Below are 21,233 nucleotides of genomic sequence, written 5' to 3' on the forward strand. Positions count from 1 at the left end.
CGTTTTCATTGTTATTATGATACCATGTAACAAACATTTTTTGACCAGAAATCAAAAACTTTTTGTGCAAAATCGGCAGGATTTGACTATTTTTTCATGGGGTGACATCAATGCAAAAGCGAGACGGACATATTCACACACCATTTTGCCCTCACGGCTCCAATGACACACTCAGACAATATGCAGAAAAAGCCTTAAAAAAAGGGTTCGAATCGATTACTTTTACCGAACACGCCCCATTGCCGCCATCTTTTACCGATCCCACGCCGCTGAAAGACAGCGCGATGGCGCAAGCTTCTTTGGAACGCTATATTCATGAAATTTCCGGATTAAAAAAAGAATATCGCGGACAGCTTAGCATACGGACAGGGCTTGAAGTCGATTATATCGCTGAATTTGAAGACGAAATTACATTATTCCTAGACACATACGGGCCATATTTAGATGACAGCATCTTATCCGTTCATTTTTTGCGCACAGACTCTTCCTATCTATGCCTTGATTATGACGAGCATACCTTCAAAGAGCTGATTTCAGCCTGCGGAAGCATTGAAGCGGTATATGAACAATATTACCGGAGTATCTATTCTTCCATTGTAGCATCTCTCGGCGTTTATAAGCCAAAAAGAGTCGGTCACATCACACTCGTCCAAAAATTCATCAAGCTGTTTCCATACAGCATGTCAGAGCATATTCGCGGCCTCGTTTCTCTGTGCCTGAATGCCATTGAAGAAAACGGAATGGAGCTCGACTTCAATACTTCCGGCTTAAGAAAAACTTACGCTGGCGGTATTTATATCGAGGATTGGATGCTGAATGAAGCGAAGCAAAAGAAGATCCCGCTTGTGTTTGGGTCTGATGCCCATCAAGCGGGAGATGTCGGATATGCGTATGAGGCGTTTTTGGAACGGTGCTAGTTGGTGAGCGCCACGTCTCCTGTCCGGAAGACGCTTCTGATCCAAATCTTGATTTCTTCAAAATACATTTTATAAAAATACGGCTCGTGCGGCTGCATGTAGAGTACTTCTGAAATATATTGAGGCTGGAGATAGGGCATCATCAAGAGAGATTTTAATTGGAGAATAAAATGAGGCAGCGGCAGCGTTAAATATTCACGCTGTTTTTCTCCTTCCTCAATGATCAGCTGGAAGATATACTTTTCCTTCATTAGATATGTCGACATAATTTCCCTGATTAATGTGGAGTCAATTGTGACTTCCCGGTAGACAAAACGAGTTAATTGACGATGATTATGCTGATAGGATAAAATATCGAAAACCAATTGAAGAAGCTGTTCCTGCGTGCTTTGAGTAGAGATATTGCTTGCCGCTGTTTCAAGCGTTTTGCTGTAGCCTTCGTAAAACTCTGAAACTAAGTGTTCCATCAAGCCTCCTTTGCCTTTAAAATAGTAGGAGATGTGCGCAACATTTACATCAGCTGACTTTGCGATTTCACGGACAGACGTGCCAGAAAATCCTTTTTGGTTAAAAAGCATGACAGCAGATTCAATAATTTTGTCTTTGGTGCTTACTTTCATACGGCTCACTCCTTCCTCTTGATACTATTCAAGCAGAAAGCCGCTGTTCCTGTAAGAACTTATCGACAAATGCCGGCAGAAAAGCCGGAACTTTGTTTTATATTATAGAAAAAGTGAGGGTTTTCCATGTTCCATGTCGAAAAACAATCTGGAGATAAAGAAAAAGACTATCAGCTTCTGCTAAAACAGCTCGAAGCCATGACCGAAGACGAAACAGACCAAATAGCTAACTATGCAAATGCCTCAGCACTGCTGTATCATTCGCTGCCTGAAGTCAACTGGGCGGGTTTCTATTTTGCCAAAGAAGAGGATGGACAGCTTGTGTTAGGTCCGTTCCAAGGCCTGCCGGCATGTGTTCGGATTCCTTTCGGCAGAGGGGTTTGCGGCACAGCGTACGCAAACGGAAAAGTGGAACGTATTGAGGATGTAAACGCGTTTCCGGGACATATCGCCTGCGATGCAGCGTCTCAATCAGAAATTGTGCTTCCGATTCGTGTAGACGGAAAAATTGTCGGCGTCTTGGACATCGACAGCCCAGTGAAAAACCGTTTCGACGAAATTGATGAAAAATACTTAACTCAATTTGCCGAAACGCTAGAAAAAGCGTTAGCGCAGTAATATAAAAGCCCAAAACTGATATCGTTTTGGGCTTTTTTTATTTTATTGAGTCATGAATCATCAAGCGGTTTTTCCCGCTCCGTTTCGCGCTGTAGAGCGCTTCATCTGCCTCATGCACAAGCCCTTTCAGCGACTTTTTTGTTTCTGTCGTCCAGCAGGAGATACCGCAGGAAATGGTTACCTCGGGTTTCGTATTTTTTCTGACCGCGTAAACCAGTCGCTCGGTAATCCGTTTCCCCACTGCAACCGGCACATTTGGCAAATAAATCGCCAGCTCCTCTCCTCCCCAGCGGGCACCGACATCATGCTTTCGGATGTTGCTTTTAATCACTGAAGCGACTTGAATTAAAATCTCGTCCCCAGTCTGATGGCCGTACGTATCATTTACATTTTTAAAATTATCAATATCAACAAGAATAAAAACACCCTTTTGATGGATTTTCATGCTGTATTGAATTTTTTCATCTAAATACGCTCGTGAATACAGTTCAGTCAGCTGATCTGTTTTCACGAGATGCTCAAGGCGGTCGCGAAGCATTGAATTGGTTACAGCCAGTGTCGCGTGATGAATCAGCGCCTGAAACAGCTTGTACATTTCAAATGTAAAAGCGTACAGCTCCTGTTTCAATAAAACCGCAAAGCCTAAAAGCCGGTCGTTTTGAATCATCGGAGCAGCCATCAGCGAGCCGTACCCCGCCTTCCCAAAAACAGACTGGCCATTCCCGATGAAAACCCCTTTTTCACCTTCATACAGCTTTTCTTTCAGCTCATTATAAAAATCTGACGGCTTCGCTTCTTTAAAAAATGCTGTGCTGCCTGGGAGCAATGTTAGGTTTTCAAAATGGTCTATATGAAAAAATCCCACTTCTTCTGCCTGAAACGATTCTGCCATTCTCACAGCCAGATCATTCATTGTATCAGTCAATGTCAGCCGCTGATTCAGGCGTCGTGATGTTTCATTAATCAATTCCAAATTTGCGATGCTTGCTTTGGATTGTTCGTAGAGCTGGGCATTTTCAAACGCTTTTCCCGCGGCGTTTGCTAACAGCGACATTTCATCAAGGCAGGCATCAGTAAGAAAGCTGTCACCCGTTCCTTCAGCCTTCAACACCCCGTATGTGCCCTGCTGTCCTTTGACCGGAATATAGGCGGCAGATTCATTTTCCCGCAAAATGTCTCCGGACAAATACACTTTGAGCGCAAAGGAATCGGATTTTTCCCCTTCCATATACAGCTCTTTTGCAGGTATCCCTAAACATTGGTCTTGATCGTGCGATATAAATAAAGAAAACTCAAAAAGAGAAAATGTGCTGGTCAAGCTTTCTAAAAGCTGCTTCAGCACATCTGTCTGATCAAGCAGTGAATGGAACAGCTCTGTCATTTTGTATATCTTTTTTTGGTAGATCGTTTTGTTATAGAGTCTTTCCTGTTTCATCGACTGGTTTAAAAATGAAGCAACCACGTCCGGAAGCCCTTCAGGAATCTCTTCATCCTGCCTGCACGCAAGATGGAAACGCCTGCCGGAGCCGTCCTCAATCAGGTAACATGAAGCGTTTATTTTCGAAGCGGAAAAACGCGCTTCACCATCTGCCAGTTTTGTCACAAAGTCTGATGATGACGGTGTAAGCGAAACACAAAGGGTTGAAAAATAGGTTTGAATAGCCGAAGTCAGCCATATGAAAGAGTCGGTGAATGTGACTTTTTCAGATTTGGTTAATAAAAAATCGAGCATATGATAATGAAAGGCGGATAATTGATCTTTAGTTTGTTCTACCATGTTTTTATCACCTAAAAGTTTACCACTAATTTTTGTTTATTATATCATAAACAGTGAAGCAATAATGGAGGAATGGTTGACTTCAAAACAAATAAATTATATAATGACCTTTGTGTGAAATATTGCAGCCTTTTTGTTCAGCTTCTATGTTTTCATTTTGTTCCTTATCAATAAGGTGTATCGTGTAACTCTCTGCTGCTGGAGCGAGGATACATGAAAACAAAATGTGCATGGTCGAATAGAGCAGACGGTTTTTATTTTCCACAAAAATAAAACCAAAGGAGGAGTCACATTATGGCTCGCTATACAGGTCCATCTTGGAAACTGTCCCGCCGTCTAGGAATCTCTCTTAGCGGTACAGGAAAAGAATTAGAAAAACGCCCTTACGCTCCAGGTCCACACGGCCCAGGACAACGTAAAAAATTATCAGAATACGGTTTGCAATTGCAAGAAAAGCAAAAGCTTCGTCACATGTACGGTGTAAACGAACGTCAATTCCGCACTTTGTTTGACAAAGCTGGCAAACTAGCTGGTAAACACGGTGAAAACTTCATGATTCTTTTAGATTCTCGTCTTGATAACGTTGTGTACAAGCTAGGTTTAGCACGTACTCGCCGTCAAGCTCGCCAATTGGTTAACCACGGTCACATTCTTGTAGACGGAAGCCGCGTTGACATCCCGTCTTACCTAGTGAAACCTGGTCAAACAATCGGTGTTCGCGAAAAATCAAGAAACCTTTCTATCATCAAAGAATCTGTTGAAGTGAACAACTTCGTTCCTGAATACCTTACTTTCGACGCTGAAAAGCTTGAAGGTACTTTCACTCGTCTTCCTGAGCGTTCTGAACTTGCTCCGGAAATTAACGAAGCGCTTATCGTTGAGTTCTACTCTCGTTAATCGTTTTAAAAACCCCTGCCGCTATGCGGTCGGGGTTTTTTTATCGTCTGTTTCGTCATTCGCCTCTTGCTGGCCAACACTATCTTGCGCCTGCTGATCCCAGTAATCCTGCTGCAGCCGTTCTTTTGCAATCGTACACATGAGATTCACACTTTAGCGCTCCTTTCATTTAAAAGGTGGTGATTGGTCGTGTTTGCCCTATCTAATATACTCTTTTCCTTTCATTCCTATGCGGTAAACAAAAAGATCCTTTGCCTTCAGTGGCAAAGGATCTTTTTCTTATTTATACGTCACAAGGAAGTATTTTTTCTTCCCGCGGCGCAGAACAGTAAATTGATCTTCGATGCGGTCTTCACCTGATAGGGTATAATTTATTTCCGTCTGGCGTTCACCGTTAATGTAAACAGCTCCGTTTTGAATGTCTTCACGCGCTTGGCGTTTAGAAGGAGATAATTTAGATTGCACCAACACATCTACAAGTGAAAGCTCTTGGGTGCTGTCAACTTCCATAGAAGGAACATCTTTAAAGCCTACCTTTACATCTTGAGCGGAAAGCTCTTTAATATTGCCGCTGAACAGCGCTTGGGAGATGTTGATGGCTTGCTCCAGCGCCTCGCGTCCGTGAACAAGCGATGTCACTTCTTCTGCCAGGCGTTTTTGCGCTTCACGTTTTTCTGGCGCCGTTTCTGTTTTTTCAGCGTATGCTTCAATCTCCTCTTTTGAAAGGAACGTAAAGTATTTCAAGTATTTGATAACGTCACGGTCGTCTGTGTTGATCCAGAATTGATAGAATTCATATGGCGATGTTTTTTCTTTATCAAGCCAGATCGCGCCACCTTCCGTTTTTCCGAACTTCGTGCCGTCTGCTTTTGTGACAAGCGGAATCGTAAGGCCAAACGCTTTTGCTCCTTCTTCTTCTGATTTTCTGATCAGTTCAAGACCCGCTGTGATGTTGCCCCACTGATCGCTTCCGCCGATTTGCAATTTACAGTTTTTGTCTCTGTAAAGATTTAAGAAATCATAAGATTGAAGAATCATGTAGCTGAATTCCGTGTACGAGATGCCGGATTCAATTCTTGAGCTGACCGTATCTTTTGCAAGCATGTAATTGATGCCGAAATTTTTACCAACGTCACGAAGAAAATCGATCACATTCATTTTGCCGATCCAGTCAAAGTTGTTCGCAATGACAGCTGGGTTTTCTGCTGCGTCAAAATCTAGAAATCTGGACAGCTGGTTTTTGATTTTTTGGGACCATTCGGATACGATGTCAGCAGTGTTTAGTGTACGCTCTGCTTTTTTTCCGCTTGGATCACCGATGAGGCCCGTCGCGCCGCCCACAAGCGCAATTGGATGATGCCCTGCGAGCTGAAAACGGCGAAGTGTTAAAATAGGAAGCAGGTGTCCGATGTGCAAGCTGTCTGCTGTCGGGTCAAAGCCTGAGTACAAGCGGATTTTTTCTTCATTCAGCTGTTTATTTAACCCTTCTTCATCTGTCATTTGCTGAATCAATCCGCGGAAGGATAAGTCTTCAAGTAAGTTTGTCATAAGATAAAGCTCCTTTTTTGATTAAAATAAAAACGCCCCTTCGTTTACACGAAGGGACGATTGATTATCGCGGTACCACCCTACTAATAAGAGAATGCAAACATTCGTCTTATCACTTTGCCTGATAACGGATCAGGTCCGTTCTTTCACTACTGAAAGCCTGGGCGGCTTTGTTTGCAAAAGCGGTTCATGAGTGTATTCGATATATCCGTCTGTGCTGATTTTCACCGGCCATCAGCTCTCTGGAACGTAAGGATATTCTACTTGTCTCAATCTTTACCTTTTCATATGAAGCTATATCATTTTTAACATAAATAAAATCCTGTGTCAACGCCGCCTTTTAATCCTCCATTGTTGACAGATCTCCAGCCGGCAAATTAAGCTCCCATGCCTTCAGCACGCGTCTCATGATCTTTCCGCTTCGGGTTTTCGGAAGCTTATCTTTAAATTCGATCTCACGCGGAGCCGCATGGGCTGCAAGACCCTGCTTTACAAATAGGCGGATCTCTTCTTTCAGTTTATCAGACGGCTCAAATCCTTCTCTGAGTGCAATAAAGGCTTTAATGATTTCTCCACGCACTGGGTCAGGCTTTCCGATTACGCCTGCTTCTGCAATAGCCGGATGTTCGACAAGCTTGCTTTCCACTTCAAATGGGCCGACGCGCTCACCGGAGGTCATGATGACGTCATCAACTCTGCCTTGGAACCAAAAGTATCCCTCTTCATCCATGTAAGCAGAATCCCCAGACACATACCAGCCGCCCGGCATGAAATACGATTCATATTTTTCAGGGTTATTCCAAATGGTATGCATCATGGAAGGCCAGCCCTTTTTGATGGCGAGATTGCCCATTCGGTACGGCGGAAGCTCGTTGCCTTGATTGTCAACGATCGCTGCCTCCACTCCTGGAATCGGCTTACCCATTGAACCCGGTTTAATATCCATGCAAGGATAGTTGCAGATAAGCTGACTGCCCGTTTCTGTCATCCACCATGTATCATGAATTCGTTTGTTAAAAACTTTATGTCCCCATCTGATGACTTCCGGATTTAGCGGCTCACCGACACTGAGCACATGCCGGAGTGAAGTTAGATCATATTTCGCAGCCATTTCATCTCCCGCTCCCATCAGCATCCGAAAAGCGGTCGGCGCGCTGTACCAGACATTGACGCCAAGCTGTTCAATCGTACCATACCAGCTTTCCGGGCTGAAACGTCCGCCGACGATGACATTTGTCGCTCCGTTCAGCCACGGTGCAAAAATGCCGTATACCGTACCTGTCACCCAGCCTGGATCAGCCGTGCACCAATAAATGTCTTCTTCCTTTAAATCAAGGACCCACTTTCCTGTTTGATATTGCTGAATCATCGCTTCATGGACATGCAGCACGCCCTTTGGCGTACCAGTGGAACCTGATGTATAGTGAAGCAGAAAGCCGTCTTTTTTATCCATCCATTCGATATCCAGTCTTGTGCTTTCCTGTTTCGCTGCTTCATCATAATTGATGATATTCGTGCCGCTCTCAGCCTCTCCCCCGACTACGAAGACATGCTGCAAATGAGGCAGTTTGTCTACCGGTATTCTCTCCAGCAGCTCAGGTGTTGTGACAACAACCTTTGCCTCACTGTTTTCAAGCCGGTCTTTCACCGCTCCCTCCATAAATGCTTCGAACAGCGGCCCGGCGATGGCGCCAATTTTGATTGCGCCAAGCATAATAAAATAAAGCTCGGGTGATCTCGGCATAAAAATAAAAACGCGGTCCCCTTTTTCCACATTTCCATACCGTCTCAGCACATTCCCGGCTCTGTTTGATTCTTCCTTCATTTCTTTAAATGTGTATTTTTCATCCCGTTTTGCGTCTTTATAATAAAGCGCTACTTTGTTTTTTCGAAACGATTCGGCATGGCGGTCAATCGCTTCATACGCCGCATTCAGTTTCCCTGTCTCATGCCAAGAGAAATGTTTCTCCGCCTCGGCCCAATCAAAATGCCGGTACGTTTCTTCATAGTTTTTTAAGTTATGATCCCCCTCTATTGCTGGTAACGCTTTCAAATTCATGCCCAAACATCCCCCTTTGCTGAAGTTGTCACAATTATTATAGTATATATTCATATTCTTCTCAATTTTTAAAATATAAACCATGTTGAAAACGCTTTATAATTTGGTATTCTTAAAGAAGGCATGTATTTTTATAAGAATTGATGGGACGGTGAATTAGTGGAACATCATAAAACATACCATTCAGCAAACATCAAAACAGCAACCGGCTCTATACTGATAGAAGGGCCTGTCTCTCCAGAGGATTTGGCAGGTTATGAGTTTCATAAAGATTTAACCGCATTTCGCCCGCCTCGCGAGCAGCATGAAGCGCTAGTCGACATTGCAGGCCTTCCCGAAGGGCGCATTATTATTGCCAGAGACGGCCGAACCATTGTCGGCTATGTCACGTATTTATATCCTGACCCGCTCGAAAGATGGTCTGAAGGAAATATGGAGGATTTGATTGAGCTCGGAGCCATCGAAGTAGCGCCGGACTATCGGGGATGCGCTGTCGGAAAGACGCTCCTGACCGTCAGCATGATGGATGAACAAATGGAAAACTACATTGTGATGACGACAGAATATTACTGGCATTGGGATTTAAAAGGGATGAACAAAGATGTGTGGGAATACAGAAAGATCATGGAAAAGATGATGAATGCAGGCGGATTGGTCTGGTTTGCAACGGATGAGCCGGAGATCAGCTCCCACCCTGCAAACTGTCTGATGGCCCGCATTGGAAAAAACGTCAGCCAAGAATCAATTGAGCAATTTGACAGGCTCCGTTTTTATCATCGTTATATGTATTAACTGACACTGGCAAAGGGGAAAAAATAATGATTGTTGAGCAAATCATGAAAAGAGATGTCATTACATTAACGAAGACAGATACGCTTGAAACAGCCATATGCAAACTGAAGGAATTCCATATCAGACATCTGCCTGTTGTAGATGAAGAACGACACGTGATCGGCATGATTACAGACAGAGACATGAAACAGGCCAGCCCGAGTATTTTTGAAGAAAACAAACGAAGCCTATTTCTCACACGAAGCGTAGATTCAATTATGAAAAAGGATGTTGTCTGCGCCCACCCGTTAGATTTTGTCGAAGAAATATCAGCCGTGTTCTACGAGCATGGCATCGGCTGCCTTCCAGTGGTGCACCATCAAAAATTAATAGGCATTTTAACAAAAACCGATTTGCTGCGGACGTTTGTCAAATTGACAGGCGCTGACCAGCCGGGATCGCAAATTGAGATAAAAGTAAACGACATCACCAAAAGCCTCGCTGAGATCAGCAGTCTTTGCCAAGACCTTCAAGTGAAAATATTAAGCGTGCTTGTTTATCCGCATGACGATCCCGGTGTAAAAGTGCTTGTCTTCCGTGTAAAAACGATGTATCCGCTGCCGTTTTTGCAGGCATTACAAAGAAATGGACACCACGTCGTATGGCCGTCAGAGCAAAGGGATCTGCTATGAGAGACAGTGTATTTATCTATTCTCCATCCTACCAAACCTATATGTTTCATCAGGAGCATCCCTTTAATCAGCAGCGGGTTCTGTTAACATATGATTTGCTTAAGACGATCAATGCCTTTGATGATGGAGACATTGTCACCCCCAGACTCGCTTCAGAAGAGGAGCTTTCCCTTGTCCACACGGACGATTACATTCAGGCCGTAAAGCTTGCGGGCGCCGGAAAGCTTCCCGCTGAAGAAGGAGAAAGCTACGGGCTCGGCACTGAAGACACACCCGTCTTTGCCGGCATGCACGAAGCGGCATCACTCTTGGTCGGCGGCACTTTAACGGCCGCAGACTGGGTCATGTCAGGACAAGCCCTGCATGCGGCAAACCTTGGTGGAGGGCTTCATCATGGCTTTCGCGGGAGAGCATCAGGATTCTGCATATACAACGACAGCGCTGTGGCGATTCAATATATCCAGAAAAAATATAGCGCCAGAGTGCTTTATATTGATACGGACGCCCACCACGGGGACGGTGTGCAATTTACATTTTACGATAATCCTGACGTATGCACGCTGTCCATTCATGAAACAGGAAGGTATTTATTCCCTGGAACCGGCCAGATCCAAGAAAAAGGCAGCGGAAAAGGATATGGCTATTCCTTTAATATCCCGCTTGACGCTTTTACAGAGGATGATTCTTTTCTTGAGGCTTACCGGACAGCAGCTTCAGAAGTCGCCGCGTATTTCGAGCCTGATGTCATTATCAGCCAAAACGGCGCCGATGCCCATTACTACGACCCGCTGACGCATTTATCAGCAACAATCAATATATACGAAGAAATCCCCCGTCTTGCACACACTTTGGCTCATCAATATTGCGGAGGGAAATGGATTGCAGTCGGAGGGGGCGGATATGATATTTGGCGTGTCGTGCCCCGCGCCTGGGCCAGAATATGGCTTGAAATGAAGGGAATTGATCCGGGACACGAGATCCCGCCGGAATGGATTGCTAAATGGCAAAAACAATGCCCCGTGGCCCTTCCGTCGAGCTGGAGCGATCCGGCTGATTTATATCCTCCGATTCCCCGCAAGCCTGAAATTACAGAAAAAAATGCCCAAACTGTCAGCAAAGCATTATATGCGATACGTTCTGAACAGCAAAGAACAAAGTAAAAAACGACCTTTACGAAGAGGTCGTTTTTGATTTTTTAATCACTATTTCCACACGCCGATTTTCCTTCATGTGTTCATTTGTCTTGTTATCCTTTACTGGCTTTGTATCCGCATAACCGACAGCAATAAAGCGCTTGGAGGGAAGCTTCTCTTTAGACGTGAAGTATTGAATAACCCCACTTGCCCGTGCTGCTGATAGCTCCCAGTTCGACGGGTATCGGTATGTCGAAATGTTTCGGCTGTCTGTATGTCCCTCCACCTGAATGTCATTTGGAATGGTTTGAAGAAGAACGGCAATTTGGTGAAGAAGTGTTTCGGCATTTTTCAGCACCTTTGCCTCACCTGTATCAAACAGCACAGCCTCCTGAAGAACGAGCACGACACCGCGTTCATCCCGTTTGGCTGTCATTTGGGCCTTCAAATGATTGTCTTTTATATATGTATTTACTTTCTTGAGAAGCTGATCCTGCTGATCCTCTTGCTTCTTCGTATCAGATGGGGATGTATTCTTTTTTTCTATGGATGTTTGGTCCGGCTGAAGCCCGTTGCCTTCCTTCTGGATCGAGTCCACTGCAGCTTTGAATTTTTGCAGATCGATTTGGGACATCGAAAAGAGTAAAATAAAGAACACAAGGATCAAGGTGATCAAATCTGTAAAGGTTACCATCCAGCTGGATGAAGATTGACTGTTTTTTCCGCTTCCATTCCTTCTTTCAAAACGTTCTCTTCTAAGCTTCATGTACAGATCCCTTTTTTGTTTTTACTTGTTTTGGCTGCTTCTGCCATTCTTCCCGTGAGCTGAAAACGACCAGCTGGCTTTCAAGGTTGCGCGGGTTTTTTCCGGATTGAACACCGATAATCCCTTCCACCATTACCTGCTTGATGAAAATTTCACTTTCTGTTTTCTCTTCAAGCTTAGCCGCGATCGGGTTGAAGACCATATTTGCCAGTAATGAACCATATAAAGTCGTCAGAAGCGCAATGGCCATATTTGGTCCAAGCATATGCGGGTCATTTAAGTTTTTGAGCATCAGCACAAGCCCGACGAGTGTTCCGATCATTCCCCATGCCGGAGCGAATTCTCCCGCTTTTTCAAAAACTCGCCGCCCTTTTCGGTGCCGTTCCTCCATTGCTGCGATTTCTGAATCCATGACGAGCCGAATCGTTTCTTCATCCCAGCCGTCAATCGCTAAAAGCAGCCCTTTTTTCAAGAATGGATCTTTGATTTCCCGAGCCTGATCATCCAATGATAAAAGCCCGTGTTTTCGCGCGTGATCGGAAAGGGAAACAAAGGTTTTCACAAGATCTTTCACATTGTCTTCCTGGCGGATGAATGCCTGCTTTAACACAGAGGGCGCTTTTTTCAGCTCTCTTGGCGGAAAACTGATAAAAACAGCGGCGCAAAGTCCCCCTGTTACGATGAAGAAAGAGGTCAGATCAAGAAAAGAGCGGAAACCGCTTACTCCCGATCCTGAAATAATCCCGATAACAATAATAATCGTTCCTAACACAAATCCAACAGGTGTAAGATAATCAAAACGTTTCATCATTTCTCCCCATGAAAAAAGCAAGAATTCACCATAAAGGTGAAGCTTGCTCTTTGTTTTTCTTATGACTTGGTTGACTTTCTAAGCTCTATACGGTGCGGCAGTTCGACGATATGCTCTTCAACCGGCTCTTTATTCATGAGCTTCGTCAGCAGTCTCATCGCAACGGCGCCGATATCATATGTCGGCTGAACAACTGTTGAAAGCTGAGGACGAACCATGAGGCTTAATCTTGTATTATCAAAACCGATAATGTCGAGATCCTCCGGAATGGATAAGCCCTGATCCTGAGCGGCATGGATAATGCCGAGTGCCATTTCATCAGTTGCAGAAAGAATGGCTGTCGGTTTTTTATCCAGGCTCATCAGATGCTGCAGTGCTTCGAGTCCGGAATCATATGTGTAATCCCCTTCAGCTACAAATTGTTCATTAAACGGAAGGTTCGCTTCTTCAAGCGCACGTTTGTAGCCTTGGAGTTTTTTCGAACGGTTGATCGGTTCTGCCATTGGTCCGGAAACGAACGCGATGTCTGTATGTCCTTTATCAACCAAAAGCTTCACGGCATCATAAATCGCCTGTTCGTAATCGATAGCGACTGACGGTGTTTCCTCCTGCTCTTCTACAGAAGCGGCAAGTACAATCGGCACTGGGGAACGCTTAAATTCCGCCACATGCTCGTCCGTAATGTTTCCGCCCATAAACACGATGCCGTCCACTTGTTTGCCGAGCATTGTGTTTAACAAGTGCAGCTCTTTCTCCATGTTTTGGTCAGAGTTGCTCAAAATAATATTGTATTTATACATTGTCGCGATATCTTCAATTCCGCGCGCAAGCTCTGAATAGAAAATGCTTGAGATATCGGGAATGATGACACCTACAGTTGTTGTTTTTTTACTTGCCAGCCCTCTTGCCACCGCGTTTGGACGGTAACCGAGACGTTCAATGGCTTCCAAGACTTTTTTCCTCGTTGTCGGTTTTACATTCGGGTTGCCGTTCACGACACGGGAAACGGTTGCCATGCTTACATTAGCTTCTCTCGCTACATCGTAGATCGTAATATTGCTCATCCTAAAACCACTCCTTTTACTGGATACACTTATCCTTATCTATAGCATAAACACTTTATGTAGAGAAATGTCATAATGTCCGAATTTATGTCGTTTATGATTTGTAAGCGTAAGTCAGTAGTGTACATTATTTTTCATTATTCATCAAATTTAATTACTTCTCATGAAATTATACACGTTTTTATAGATGATGAAAACGTATACTTGGTTTTTATAACTAAATAAACGAGAAAGCATAAAAAAAGGCCGCAGGCGCGGCCTTTTGGATTGTTCAATTAAGCGTTGACTTTCACCATTGGCTTCAGTTCATTCAGCCATTTTTCGAATTCAGGAATCGCCATTTGCTGAGCAGAGTCAGAAAGTGCGACTGACGGATCAGGGTGAACCTCAGCCATTACGCCATCAGCACCGATCGCTAAAGCGGCTTTAGCTGTCGGAAGCAAGAGGTCACGGCGGCCTGTTGAATGCGTAACATCAACAAAGACTGGCAAATGCGTTTCTTGTTTCAAAATCGGCACAGCTGAAATATCCAGCGTGTTTCTCGTTGCTGTTTCATATGTTCTGATTCCGCGCTCACAAAGGATAATTTGGTCATTTCCTTGTGACATGATGTATTCAGCAGCATTGATGAATTCAGAGATCGTTGCAGCAAGACCGCGCTTCAGAAGCACTGGCTTTTTCACGGCGCCGGCCGCTTTCAGCAATTCGAAGTTTTGCATGTTGCGCGCTCCGATTTGAATGACATCAATGTAGTCCAGCGCTTCTTCGATATGAGCCGGAGTTACGATTTCACTGATAACCGCCAGATCAAATTCATCCGCTACACGTTTTAAAATTTGAAGGCCTTCAACACCAAGCCCTTGGAAATCGTATGGGCTCGTACGAGGCTTAAAGGCTCCACCGCGCAAAATTTTAATCCCTTGTTTTTTCGCAGCTGCAGCGACTTCAGCTACCTGCTCATAGCTCTCTACCGCACATGGGCCGACAATGAATCTTTGCTGGCCGTCTCCGATTTTTTCGCCTTTGATATCAACAATTGTATCTTCAGGTTTTTTCTTGCGGGAGACAAGCAGCGCTTTGCTGTGATCTTCTTCCTGAAGCTCTAAACCGGCTTTGAATATCTCTTTAAAAATGTGCTGGATGGTTGAATTTTCGAACGGCCCGTCATTGTTTTCAATGATATTGTTTAACATTGTGCGTTCTCTGACAGGGTCAAATCGGTTGACACCCTGTGCTTCCTTCGCTTTACCGATCTCTTTTACAACATTGCCGCGTTCGTTGATTAATTTTAAAATTTGTAGGTTTAATTCGTCTGCTTTCTGCCTTAAAAGCTCTAACTCTGTGTTGCTCATTTTTTTCATCCTTTCCCTGCACATTCATTTTTTATTTTGTAGTTATCATGCATCTTACTATAAGTAATTCCAAATGGAAATACTGAAATACAAAAAATTTTATAAAAACTCTACTTTATTACCCAAACGCTTTTAAGTGATAAAGTAATCTATGAAGCTATCCTACATGATGTGAGGGCAATGTTCAAGGGTTTTTTACAAAAAAAAGCGCCAGATGTTATCTGGACGCTTTTTTCTATGACAAATGCTGCTCAATAGCGGCTTCTGTAATTTGTGAATGTGAGGTATGCCATTTCACTTCACCGTTCTGGATGATGAATACCTGAGGGCTTTCATGCTTGACCCCATATGTTTCTGCAATGAAATTGGACAGCGGCCGGGCTTCTTGTACTTGAAGATAGTAAGCCGGCACATCCTCATGCTGATTTGCAAAGGCATCAAACTCATGAAATGCTGCCTGGCTGATCGGGCATGTGGTGCTGTGTTTAAAGAAGACGAAAGCGCCTTCCTGTTCTGCAATCCGTTTAAATTCTTCCTCAGATTGAATAAGCTGTTTAGCCATGACTCAAGCTCTTCCTTCCCTGCTCAGCGATTCAACTGCTCAGCCTGTTTTTGTGCATCTTTCAGTTCGTCTTTTACATCTTCTTTCGTCTGGAGGACTTGATCTTTTGTTTCATCAGCCGCCTGCATCGCTTCTTCCCTCATATCCTGCATTGCAGTCGATGAATCCGTTTTGTCAGATTTGGAACGGTCTCTTAAATCCTTTACCTTGTTCATGATCTGTCCAGACTGATCCGCTACAAGCTGTGTGATGTTGGAAGTTTTGTCTTTTGCGATGCTGACATATTGCGTGCCTTTTTCCTTCGCATCTGCCGTCATTTTATCAGTTTTGTCCCGTAAAGCAACAGCCTGGCTGCCGAGATCGTCGCGAAGTTCTTTGCCTGATTTAGGCGCTAGAAAAAGAGCTGTAGTGGCACCGATGATTCCCCCGATTAAAGTTCCGATTAAAAAATCTTTACTATTAATTCCATCTTTGCTCATCATTATTCCTCCTCTTAGTATTTTTTTCTCTTACAGGGCTGATTTTTTCTTTTGCTTCCATTTCTCCCAAATTTCCATTGCTGCTTGACTCCATGTGACAACTTGATTGATCTTATCTTGATTTTCTCTAACTGATGCCGATACAGACCCTGCCGCTTGTTTCATGGATGTATTGAACTGCTGTACAGAAGCTCCCACTCCTTGAACAGCATGAACGACCGTGTTCAGCTTTTCTGATTTTTCCTGAATATCTTCAGCCAGGCGGTTGGTCTTATGTAAAAGCTCGGCTGTTTCAGTTGTGATGCCCTTCATTTGTCCCTCCAGCCCTTCAAGAGTGGATGCGACGTTTTTTAGTGTCAGCTGCAATGACTTCAGTGTTTTAGACAAGTAGATCACTAATACGAGAAATGCAACTGCGATGAGTGCAACGCTCAAATAAAGAATAATAATCATCTCAAACCTCCTTGCTGCAGGATATACTGCTGTTTACCCGTTTTCTTCAATCCTAAACATGTGTACTGGGCTGTATACATACTATTCTCCGTTATGTAAGAAAATCCTTTAATAAGCTTTTCCATCAGATAAATAAAAAGCAGTGAGATCACTGCTTTTTATTATGCCATGACGTTTTCGTAGGCTCTCATATATTTTTGGATATCTCCTGCTCCCATGAAGATGAGAACGGCTTTATCATGAGCTTTTAAAACAGATGTGTCATCTTCTTCAATCAGCTTGGCATTATGAATTTTTCCCTGGAGATCCCCGATCGTCAGCTTTCCGGCATTCTCACGGGCTGAGCCGAAAATATCGCATAAATACACACAGTCAGCGCCGCTCAGGCTTTCTGCAAATTCGTCAAGGAACTGCTGCGTCCGTGTAAATGTATGAGGCTGGAATACCGCGACAATTTCCCGATCAGGATATTTCTGTCTTGCCGCCTCGATTGTCACTTTTATTTCTGTCGGATGATGGGCATAGTCATCGATCAGCACTTGATCCCCAAGCTGCTTCTCATTGAATCTGCGTTTGACGCCCCCAAAGGATTTGAGAGCATGCTTAATGATGCTGGAATCAATTTCTTCATAATGGCATAACGCAATGACCGCCAATGAGTTTAATACATTGTGGTGGCCGTACGCAGGAATATAAAACGTATCATAGAACGTATTGCGGACAAAGACATCAAAAGTTGTCCCTTCCGTGCTTTTTACGATGTTTCTGGCTTGAAAATCATTTTCTTCCCCCGTGCCGTAATACACAACCGGGACGTTTGCATGGATTTTCGGCAGATGCTCATCGTCTCCGCAGGCAATAATGCCTTTGTTGACTTGAAGAGCCATCTCTTGGAAAGCGTCAAATACATCGTCAATGCTTGAGAAGTAATCAGGGTGATCAAAATCAATATTCGTCATAATTGCGTAATCTGGCTGATAGCTTAAGAAATGGCGGCGGTATTCGCACGCTTCAAACACAAAGTATTCGCTGTTTTCATTTCCCTGGCCTGTTCCGTCCCCGATTAAGAAAGACGTCGGTTTTGCGTTTTGGATCACGTGAGCCAGCAGACCCGTAGTCGACGTTTTGCCGTGTGCGCCCGTAACGGCAACACTCGTGAATTTTTTCATGTAGTCGCCTAAAAACTTATGATAACGTATCACCGGAATTCCCTCAGACATCGCTTTTTCTATTTCAGGATGCGTGTCTGGGAATGCGTTTCCGGCGATGACTGTCATGCCGGGTTTAATATTTTCCGCGCTAAAAGGAAGAATCGTAATATTTCTTTTTTCAAGCGCTGTTTGCGTAAAAATAAATTTTTCGATATCCGATCCTTGGACAGTATATCCATTATCATGAAGTATTTGGGCAAGCGGACTCATACCGGTCCCTTTTATTCCAACAAAATGATAAACAGTCATAATTGTACCTCCAACAAACGTCTATCTGTTCCCCAGTATATGACGCTCATTTCAATTTGCGACCGCGGCGGCTGAAAAGCCTCCCTTAGCGGCGTATTTTATATGTTTTGTTATGTTTAGTATCAGGTTATTTCTTTCCGATTAAACCCAGATATCAAGATTTGTCTATGCACAGCTGCTGTAAAGCGGCATAGCTGTTAAATGCTCTAAACACTATCATACCATGTTTGGTGTGAAAATGAACCCATATTATTCGTTTATTAAATCACTTGCTGTGATCAGCACCTCTCGAGGCTTGCTTCCTTTTGCCTCAGAGATCATGCCTTCCGCTTCCATCATGTCGATCAGCCTTGCCGCACGATTGTAACCGATTCTGAATCTTCTTTGCAGGCTTGAGGTGCTCGCACTGTTTTGCTCTACAACAAACTCACACGCTTCGTAAAACAGTTCGTCCTCTTCTTTCAGGGCTGATCCTTGTCTTACGAGCTCTTCTTGTTCAAATAAATAGGTCGGCGGCATTTGGCTTCTGACATGGGAAACGACGCGGTCAATTTCCCGGTCTGACACAAAGTTACCTTGCAGACGGACCGGTTTTCCCGATCCGTTTTCCAAAAAGAGCATATCCCCTTTTCCGAGAAGCTTTTCTGCACCGGCTATGTCAATAATTGTTCGGGAATCAACCTGGCTTGAGACAGAAAAGGCGATTCTCGTCGGGATATTCGCCTTAATCAGACCTGTAATGACATCGACTGACGGACGCTGAGTTGCGACGAGAAGATGGATACCGCACGCTCTGGCTTTTTGGGCGATCCGCGCAATGCTTTCTTCCACATCGTTTGGAGCCACCATCATCAAATCTGCAAGCTCATCAATAATGACAACTAAATATGGCAGCTTTTCACCCATTTGGTGTTCAGCGGTTAATTGATTAAAGCGGTCAATGTCGCGGACACCTGAATGGGCAAAAAGCTCATAGCGTCGCTCCATTTCCTCAACGACCCATTTCAAAGCAGCTGTAGCCGCTTTAGCGTCAGTAATGACCGGGCTGACGAGGTGAGGAATTTTATTGTAAGGGGCCAGCTCTACCATTTTCGGATCAATCAGCAGCACCTTTACCTCACTCGGGTCAGCTTTATAAAGCAGGCTGACTAATATTGTATTGATGCATACGCTTTTTCCGGAGCCTGTAGCGCCGGCAATCAAGCCATGCGGCATTTTCTTCAAGTCGATAACAACAGGATTTCCTGAAATATCTAATCCCAGCGCAGCTGTGAGCGGTGACTTGCTTGTCCTGAAAGCTGAGCTGCGAATCATTTGGCGCAAATCAACCACCTTGCTCGTGCGGTTCGGCACTTCAATTCCGATCGTGTTTTTCCCCGGAATCGGCGCTTCAATCCGAATATCTCTCGCTGAGAGACTGAGTTTAATATCATCGGACAAGTTGGTGATTTTATTCACCTTTACACCCGGTTCAGGATGCACTTCAAATCTCGTGACAGACGGCCCCTGGGTTACATGGACCACATTGGCGCGGACATTGAAGTTTTTCAAGGTCAAATCAAGAAGTTGACGCTGTTCTTCGATCCACGCAGCATCATCTTGAACCTGCGCTGGCGGGACATCAAGCAGTGCAACATTCGGAAATACATAGCTGCCGCGGCGCTCCTCTGCTTTTTGCTGTTTATGCGTATCTCTTTTCAGCATCATCACATTAAAAGGAACGGATGGCCCTTTTTGAGAAGATGCGTTTTGTTCAGTCCTTTTCGCCTGTACACCAGGCCTTTTTTTCGGCTCTTCTGAAGCTTCGCGAGGTTTGTCTGCGTGAATTCCCTGCCGATTTTCAAGAGTTGCAGTAAACGATTTGGAACCCTGCTCTAAGCGTTCAGTTTTCTCAAGCTCTGTATGGCTGTCTGGCTGAACATCTATCTTCGTTTCCTGAGCCTCTCCCAGGGTGTCATAATGATTATTTATTATGCTGTCTGATGGCTCTTCTGATTCTTTTGCCACAGTTTCTGCTTGAGCCAGAGCCTCTGATGAATACTCATGATCAGTCAATAAAGGCTCTTCCTGACGAATGTCCATTTGTTCTTCTTGAACGAACGGGGACTCAGCACCTTCTGCCGCGTTTTCATGATGATTGTATACTAGGCTGTCTGACGGCTCTTTTGCTTTTTCATCCTCAGATACTGACTCAGTCTGAGATTCAGGAGCTGTTTGCTCTTCATCAAGTTCAGCGGAGAAAACAGGCTCTTCAATTTTCTCTGACTGCTGCTCCCTTTGTTCTTCCTTAGCCGTTGCAGGCTCTTCGCGGCCTACTTCACTGTCTGAAAGCCCTTCAGCCGCCGTATCTGTGAGCATCTCAGGCGGTGTTTGCTCTTCGGCATGTTCAGCTGGGAAGGAAGGCTCCTCTTTTTCCGGCTGTTGAACGCCTGACTCAAATGGCACTTTGTTACCTGACGGCTCGGCTGGCCGTTTCGCCAGCGCCTCATCATGCTCCGTATCCTTTCTGTTTAAAACGCCAGAAGGCTGTTTTTCAAATTGGGTATCCGGGAAGAAAGGACTTTCTTTTTTGGAATGCGCCTGTGTGTCTGAAGCAGGATAGCCGCGTTCACGTTCGATCTCTTCTGACAGCAGTGTTATCTTCTCTTTTACCGATTTATCCGGTTCGTTCAATGTTTCAGAAGGCTTTTTCGGCACATCCTTTTTAACAGATGGTTTTTGATTGAATCCATAGACAGGCGAAGGGATATTTGTCGGTTTAAACGGTTTCTTCGCCGGCTCTGCTGCTTGATATGTATGCTGCTCTTCTTCATTTCTGGGACGCTCTCTGTAAGGTGCAGCACTTGGACGAGGCGCGGATTTCGGTTCGTCCGATGGTGTGCGGCGCCTTCTCAGGTCATGATTTTTGTATCCGTCAGGCACGACTGGAAAACGGAATTTGCCTTTTGGATATTCATAATATATTTTAGGATCTTCCAATCTTTTTAATTGTCCTTCAGGATGATGTACTTCTTGTTGCTGCGGAATTTGAGCGGGTTTTGTCTCCCGTTCAGCATCCTCTTCGCTTTCGCCTAAAAACAAATCAAAAAATTTATGAAGCCAACTCATAATTTATCTCTAACTCCCTTATAGTTTTCTGGGACGGTTTTTAGTATACCACTGCTGGTCGGCCCAGAAAAGATTAAGCTATCAGCAGAAACAAAGCCGCTAAACAAGGGCTTAGCGGCTTTTCACATGATTCGTTTTTTTTGGCG

Annotated in this window: 20 protein-coding genes and 1 other annotated feature; of the genes, 6 read left to right on the plus strand and 14 right to left on the minus strand. The window is 44.3% G+C overall.

Translation table 11 applies throughout. The annotated features are described in order from the left end of the window. Positions 1-110: 110 nt before the first annotated feature. Positions 111-917, plus strand: coding sequence for a histidinol-phosphatase HisJ (gene hisJ / locus MKX71_RS15105; protein WP_339231280.1), 807 nt, complete (start codon positions 111-113; stop codon positions 915-917). Here the strand turns inward: hisJ and refZ are convergent. Further along, the gene (gene refZ / locus MKX71_RS15110) at positions 914-1,537 is read right to left on the minus strand and encodes a transcriptional regulator RefZ (protein ID WP_003229313.1); all 624 of its coding nucleotides are present in this window, start codon (positions 1,535-1,537) and stop codon (positions 914-916) included. The two genes, hisJ and refZ, sit on opposite strands and share 4 nt — an antisense overlap. Before the next feature lie 126 nt (positions 1,538-1,663). On the opposite strand from refZ, the gene MKX71_RS15115 reads away from it, so the two are divergent. Continuing rightward, entirely contained in the window at positions 1,664-2,155 is a 492-nt protein-coding gene (locus MKX71_RS15115) for a GAF domain-containing protein (protein ID WP_003229311.1), read from the plus strand. 37 nt (positions 2,156-2,192) lie between these two features. On the opposite strand, the gene MKX71_RS15120 is transcribed toward MKX71_RS15115, so the two are convergent. Continuing rightward, the gene (locus MKX71_RS15120; protein ID WP_339231281.1) at positions 2,193-3,932 is read right to left on the minus strand and encodes a diguanylate cyclase; all 1,740 of its coding nucleotides are present in this window, start codon (positions 3,930-3,932) and stop codon (positions 2,193-2,195) included. Positions 3,933-4,226: 294 nt separating this feature from the next. Here MKX71_RS15120 and rpsD point away from each other — a divergent pair, with 294 nt between their 5' ends. After that, a complete protein-coding gene (rpsD, locus tag MKX71_RS15125) occupies positions 4,227-4,829 on the plus strand; it encodes a 30S ribosomal protein S4 (protein WP_003229304.1) in 603 nt (200 codons plus the stop codon). 21 nt (positions 4,830-4,850) lie between these two features. Here rpsD and MKX71_RS15130 read toward each other — a convergent pair whose 3' ends face one another. The 3 genes from MKX71_RS15130 to acsA all read right to left on the minus strand — a co-directional run bounded on the left by MKX71_RS15130 (position 4,851) and on the right by acsA (position 8,436). Next, complete coding sequence (locus MKX71_RS15130; protein ID WP_015714524.1) at positions 4,851-4,979, minus strand: hypothetical protein; 129 nt, start codon at positions 4,977-4,979, stop codon at positions 4,851-4,853. 129 nt (positions 4,980-5,108) lie between these two features. Continuing rightward, positions 5,109-6,377, minus strand: a complete 1,269-nt coding sequence (gene tyrS / locus MKX71_RS15135) for a tyrosine--tRNA ligase (protein ID WP_029318254.1) — start codon at positions 6,375-6,377, stop codon at positions 5,109-5,111. A gap of 49 nt (positions 6,378-6,426) precedes the next feature. Then, positions 6,427-6,663 (minus strand) — a binding site (T-box leader). Between the two features lie 54 nt (positions 6,664-6,717). Then, positions 6,718-8,436: an acetate--CoA ligase gene (acsA, locus tag MKX71_RS15140; protein WP_004399030.1), complete on the minus strand. Its 1,719-nt coding sequence runs from the start codon at positions 8,434-8,436 to the stop codon at positions 6,718-6,720. A 159-nt stretch (positions 8,437-8,595) separates the two neighbouring features. Here acsA and acuA point away from each other — a divergent pair, with 159 nt between their 5' ends. The 3 genes from acuA to MKX71_RS15155 are packed head-to-tail and all read left to right on the plus strand — an operon-like array spanning position 8,596 to position 11,059. After that, positions 8,596-9,228 carry an acetoin utilization protein acetyltransferase AcuA gene (acuA, locus tag MKX71_RS15145; RefSeq protein ID WP_029726417.1) on the plus strand — a complete coding sequence of 211 codons (633 nt, stop codon included), beginning with the start codon at positions 8,596-8,598 and terminating at the stop codon, positions 9,226-9,228. A 26-nt stretch (positions 9,229-9,254) separates the two neighbouring features. Then, positions 9,255-9,899, plus strand: coding sequence for an acetoin utilization AcuB family protein (locus tag MKX71_RS15150; protein ID WP_339231282.1), 645 nt, complete (start codon positions 9,255-9,257; stop codon positions 9,897-9,899). Continuing rightward, on the plus strand, positions 9,896-11,059 hold the full coding sequence (locus MKX71_RS15155) for an acetoin utilization protein AcuC (RefSeq protein ID WP_015251447.1): 1,164 nt from the start codon (positions 9,896-9,898) through the stop codon (positions 11,057-11,059). Before MKX71_RS15150 ends, MKX71_RS15155 begins: the two co-directional genes overlap by 4 nt. A gap of 10 nt (positions 11,060-11,069) precedes the next feature. Here the strand turns inward: MKX71_RS15155 and motS are convergent, their stop codons facing one another. From motS to sftA, 9 genes are all read right to left on the minus strand, one after another. Then, the gene (gene motS / locus MKX71_RS15160) at positions 11,070-11,798 is read right to left on the minus strand and encodes a flagellar motor protein MotS (RefSeq protein WP_003229290.1); all 729 of its coding nucleotides are present in this window, start codon (positions 11,796-11,798) and stop codon (positions 11,070-11,072) included. Continuing rightward, the gene (gene motP / locus MKX71_RS15165; protein WP_014477672.1) at positions 11,788-12,606 is read right to left on the minus strand and encodes a flagellar motor protein MotP; all 819 of its coding nucleotides are present in this window, start codon (positions 12,604-12,606) and stop codon (positions 11,788-11,790) included. The genes motS and motP overlap by 11 nt, the downstream gene beginning before the upstream one ends. Positions 12,607-12,668: 62 nt before the next feature. Further along, a complete protein-coding gene (gene ccpA, locus MKX71_RS15170; protein ID WP_003229285.1) occupies positions 12,669-13,673 on the minus strand; it encodes a catabolite control protein A in 1,005 nt (334 codons plus the stop codon). A 275-nt stretch (positions 13,674-13,948) separates the two neighbouring features. After that, the gene (locus tag MKX71_RS15175) at positions 13,949-15,025 is read right to left on the minus strand and encodes a bifunctional 3-deoxy-7-phosphoheptulonate synthase/chorismate mutase (RefSeq protein WP_003223454.1); all 1,077 of its coding nucleotides are present in this window, start codon (positions 15,023-15,025) and stop codon (positions 13,949-13,951) included. 235 nt (positions 15,026-15,260) lie between these two features. Continuing rightward, positions 15,261-15,587 carry a bacillithiol system redox-active protein YtxJ gene (gene ytxJ / locus MKX71_RS15180; RefSeq protein WP_014665009.1) on the minus strand — a complete coding sequence of 109 codons (327 nt, stop codon included), beginning with the start codon at positions 15,585-15,587 and terminating at the stop codon, positions 15,261-15,263. Positions 15,588-15,610: 23 nt separating this feature from the next. After that, entirely contained in the window at positions 15,611-16,066 is a 456-nt protein-coding gene (locus tag MKX71_RS15185; protein ID WP_004398549.1) for a YtxH domain-containing protein, read from the minus strand. Between the two features lie 30 nt (positions 16,067-16,096). Beyond that, entirely contained in the window at positions 16,097-16,519 is a 423-nt protein-coding gene (locus MKX71_RS15190) for a DUF948 domain-containing protein (protein ID WP_003229276.1), read from the minus strand. A 161-nt stretch (positions 16,520-16,680) separates the two neighbouring features. After that, positions 16,681-17,979 carry a UDP-N-acetylmuramate--L-alanine ligase gene (gene murC, locus MKX71_RS15195; RefSeq protein WP_003229274.1) on the minus strand — a complete coding sequence of 433 codons (1,299 nt, stop codon included), beginning with the start codon at positions 17,977-17,979 and terminating at the stop codon, positions 16,681-16,683. Positions 17,980-18,228: 249 nt separating this feature from the next. After that, positions 18,229-21,087, minus strand: coding sequence for a DNA translocase SftA (gene sftA / locus MKX71_RS15200; protein WP_339231283.1), 2,859 nt, complete (start codon positions 21,085-21,087; stop codon positions 18,229-18,231). Between the last annotated feature and the right edge of the window lie 146 nt (positions 21,088-21,233).

The sequence above is a fragment of the Bacillus sp. FSL M8-0071 genome (assembly GCF_037975455.1).
Taxonomy (GTDB): Bacteria; Bacillota; Bacilli; order Bacillales; family Bacillaceae; genus Bacillus; species Bacillus subtilis.

Bases quoted from the DNA above. Each gene is read 5' to 3' on its own strand.
- tyrS (WP_029318254.1), bottom strand. From the start codon at position 6,377: ATGACAAACTTACTTGAAGACTTATCCTTCCGCGGATTGATTCAGCAA.
- MKX71_RS15150 (WP_339231282.1), top strand. From the start codon at position 9,255: ATGATTGTTGAGCAAATCATGAAAAGAGATGTCATTACATTAACGAAG.
- motS (WP_003229290.1), bottom strand. From the start codon at position 11,798: ATGAAGCTTAGAAGAGAACGTTTTGAAAGAAGGAATGGAAGCGGAAAA.
- murC (WP_003229274.1), bottom strand. From the start codon at position 17,979: ATGACTGTTTATCATTTTGTTGGAATAAAAGGGACCGGTATGAGTCCG.
- MKX71_RS15120 (WP_339231281.1), bottom strand. From the start codon at position 3,932: ATGGTAGAACAAACTAAAGATCAATTATCCGCCTTTCATTATCATATG.
- sftA (WP_339231283.1), bottom strand. From the start codon at position 21,087: ATGAGTTGGCTTCATAAATTTTTTGATTTGTTTTTAGGCGAAAGCGAA.
- MKX71_RS15155 (WP_015251447.1), top strand. From the start codon at position 9,896: ATGAGAGACAGTGTATTTATCTATTCTCCATCCTACCAAACCTATATG.
- ccpA (WP_003229285.1), bottom strand. From the start codon at position 13,673: ATGAGCAATATTACGATCTACGATGTAGCGAGAGAAGCTAATGTAAGC.
- MKX71_RS15190 (WP_003229276.1), bottom strand. From the start codon at position 16,519: ATGATTATTATTCTTTATTTGAGCGTTGCACTCATCGCAGTTGCATTT.
- rpsD (WP_003229304.1), top strand. From the start codon at position 4,227: ATGGCTCGCTATACAGGTCCATCTTGGAAACTGTCCCGCCGTCTAGGA.
- MKX71_RS15185 (WP_004398549.1), bottom strand. From the start codon at position 16,066: ATGAGCAAAGATGGAATTAATAGTAAAGATTTTTTAATCGGAACTTTA.
- motP (WP_014477672.1), bottom strand. From the start codon at position 12,606: ATGAAACGTTTTGATTATCTTACACCTGTTGGATTTGTGTTAGGAACG.
- MKX71_RS15175 (WP_003223454.1), bottom strand. From the start codon at position 15,025: ATGAGCAACACAGAGTTAGAGCTTTTAAGGCAGAAAGCAGACGAATTA.
- hisJ (WP_339231280.1), top strand. From the start codon at position 111: ATGCAAAAGCGAGACGGACATATTCACACACCATTTTGCCCTCACGGC.
- refZ (WP_003229313.1), bottom strand. From the start codon at position 1,537: ATGAAAGTAAGCACCAAAGACAAAATTATTGAATCTGCTGTCATGCTT.
- ytxJ (WP_014665009.1), bottom strand. From the start codon at position 15,587: ATGGCTAAACAGCTTATTCAATCTGAGGAAGAATTTAAACGGATTGCA.
- MKX71_RS15115 (WP_003229311.1), top strand. From the start codon at position 1,664: ATGTTCCATGTCGAAAAACAATCTGGAGATAAAGAAAAAGACTATCAG.
- acsA (WP_004399030.1), bottom strand. From the start codon at position 8,436: ATGAATTTGAAAGCGTTACCAGCAATAGAGGGGGATCATAACTTAAAA.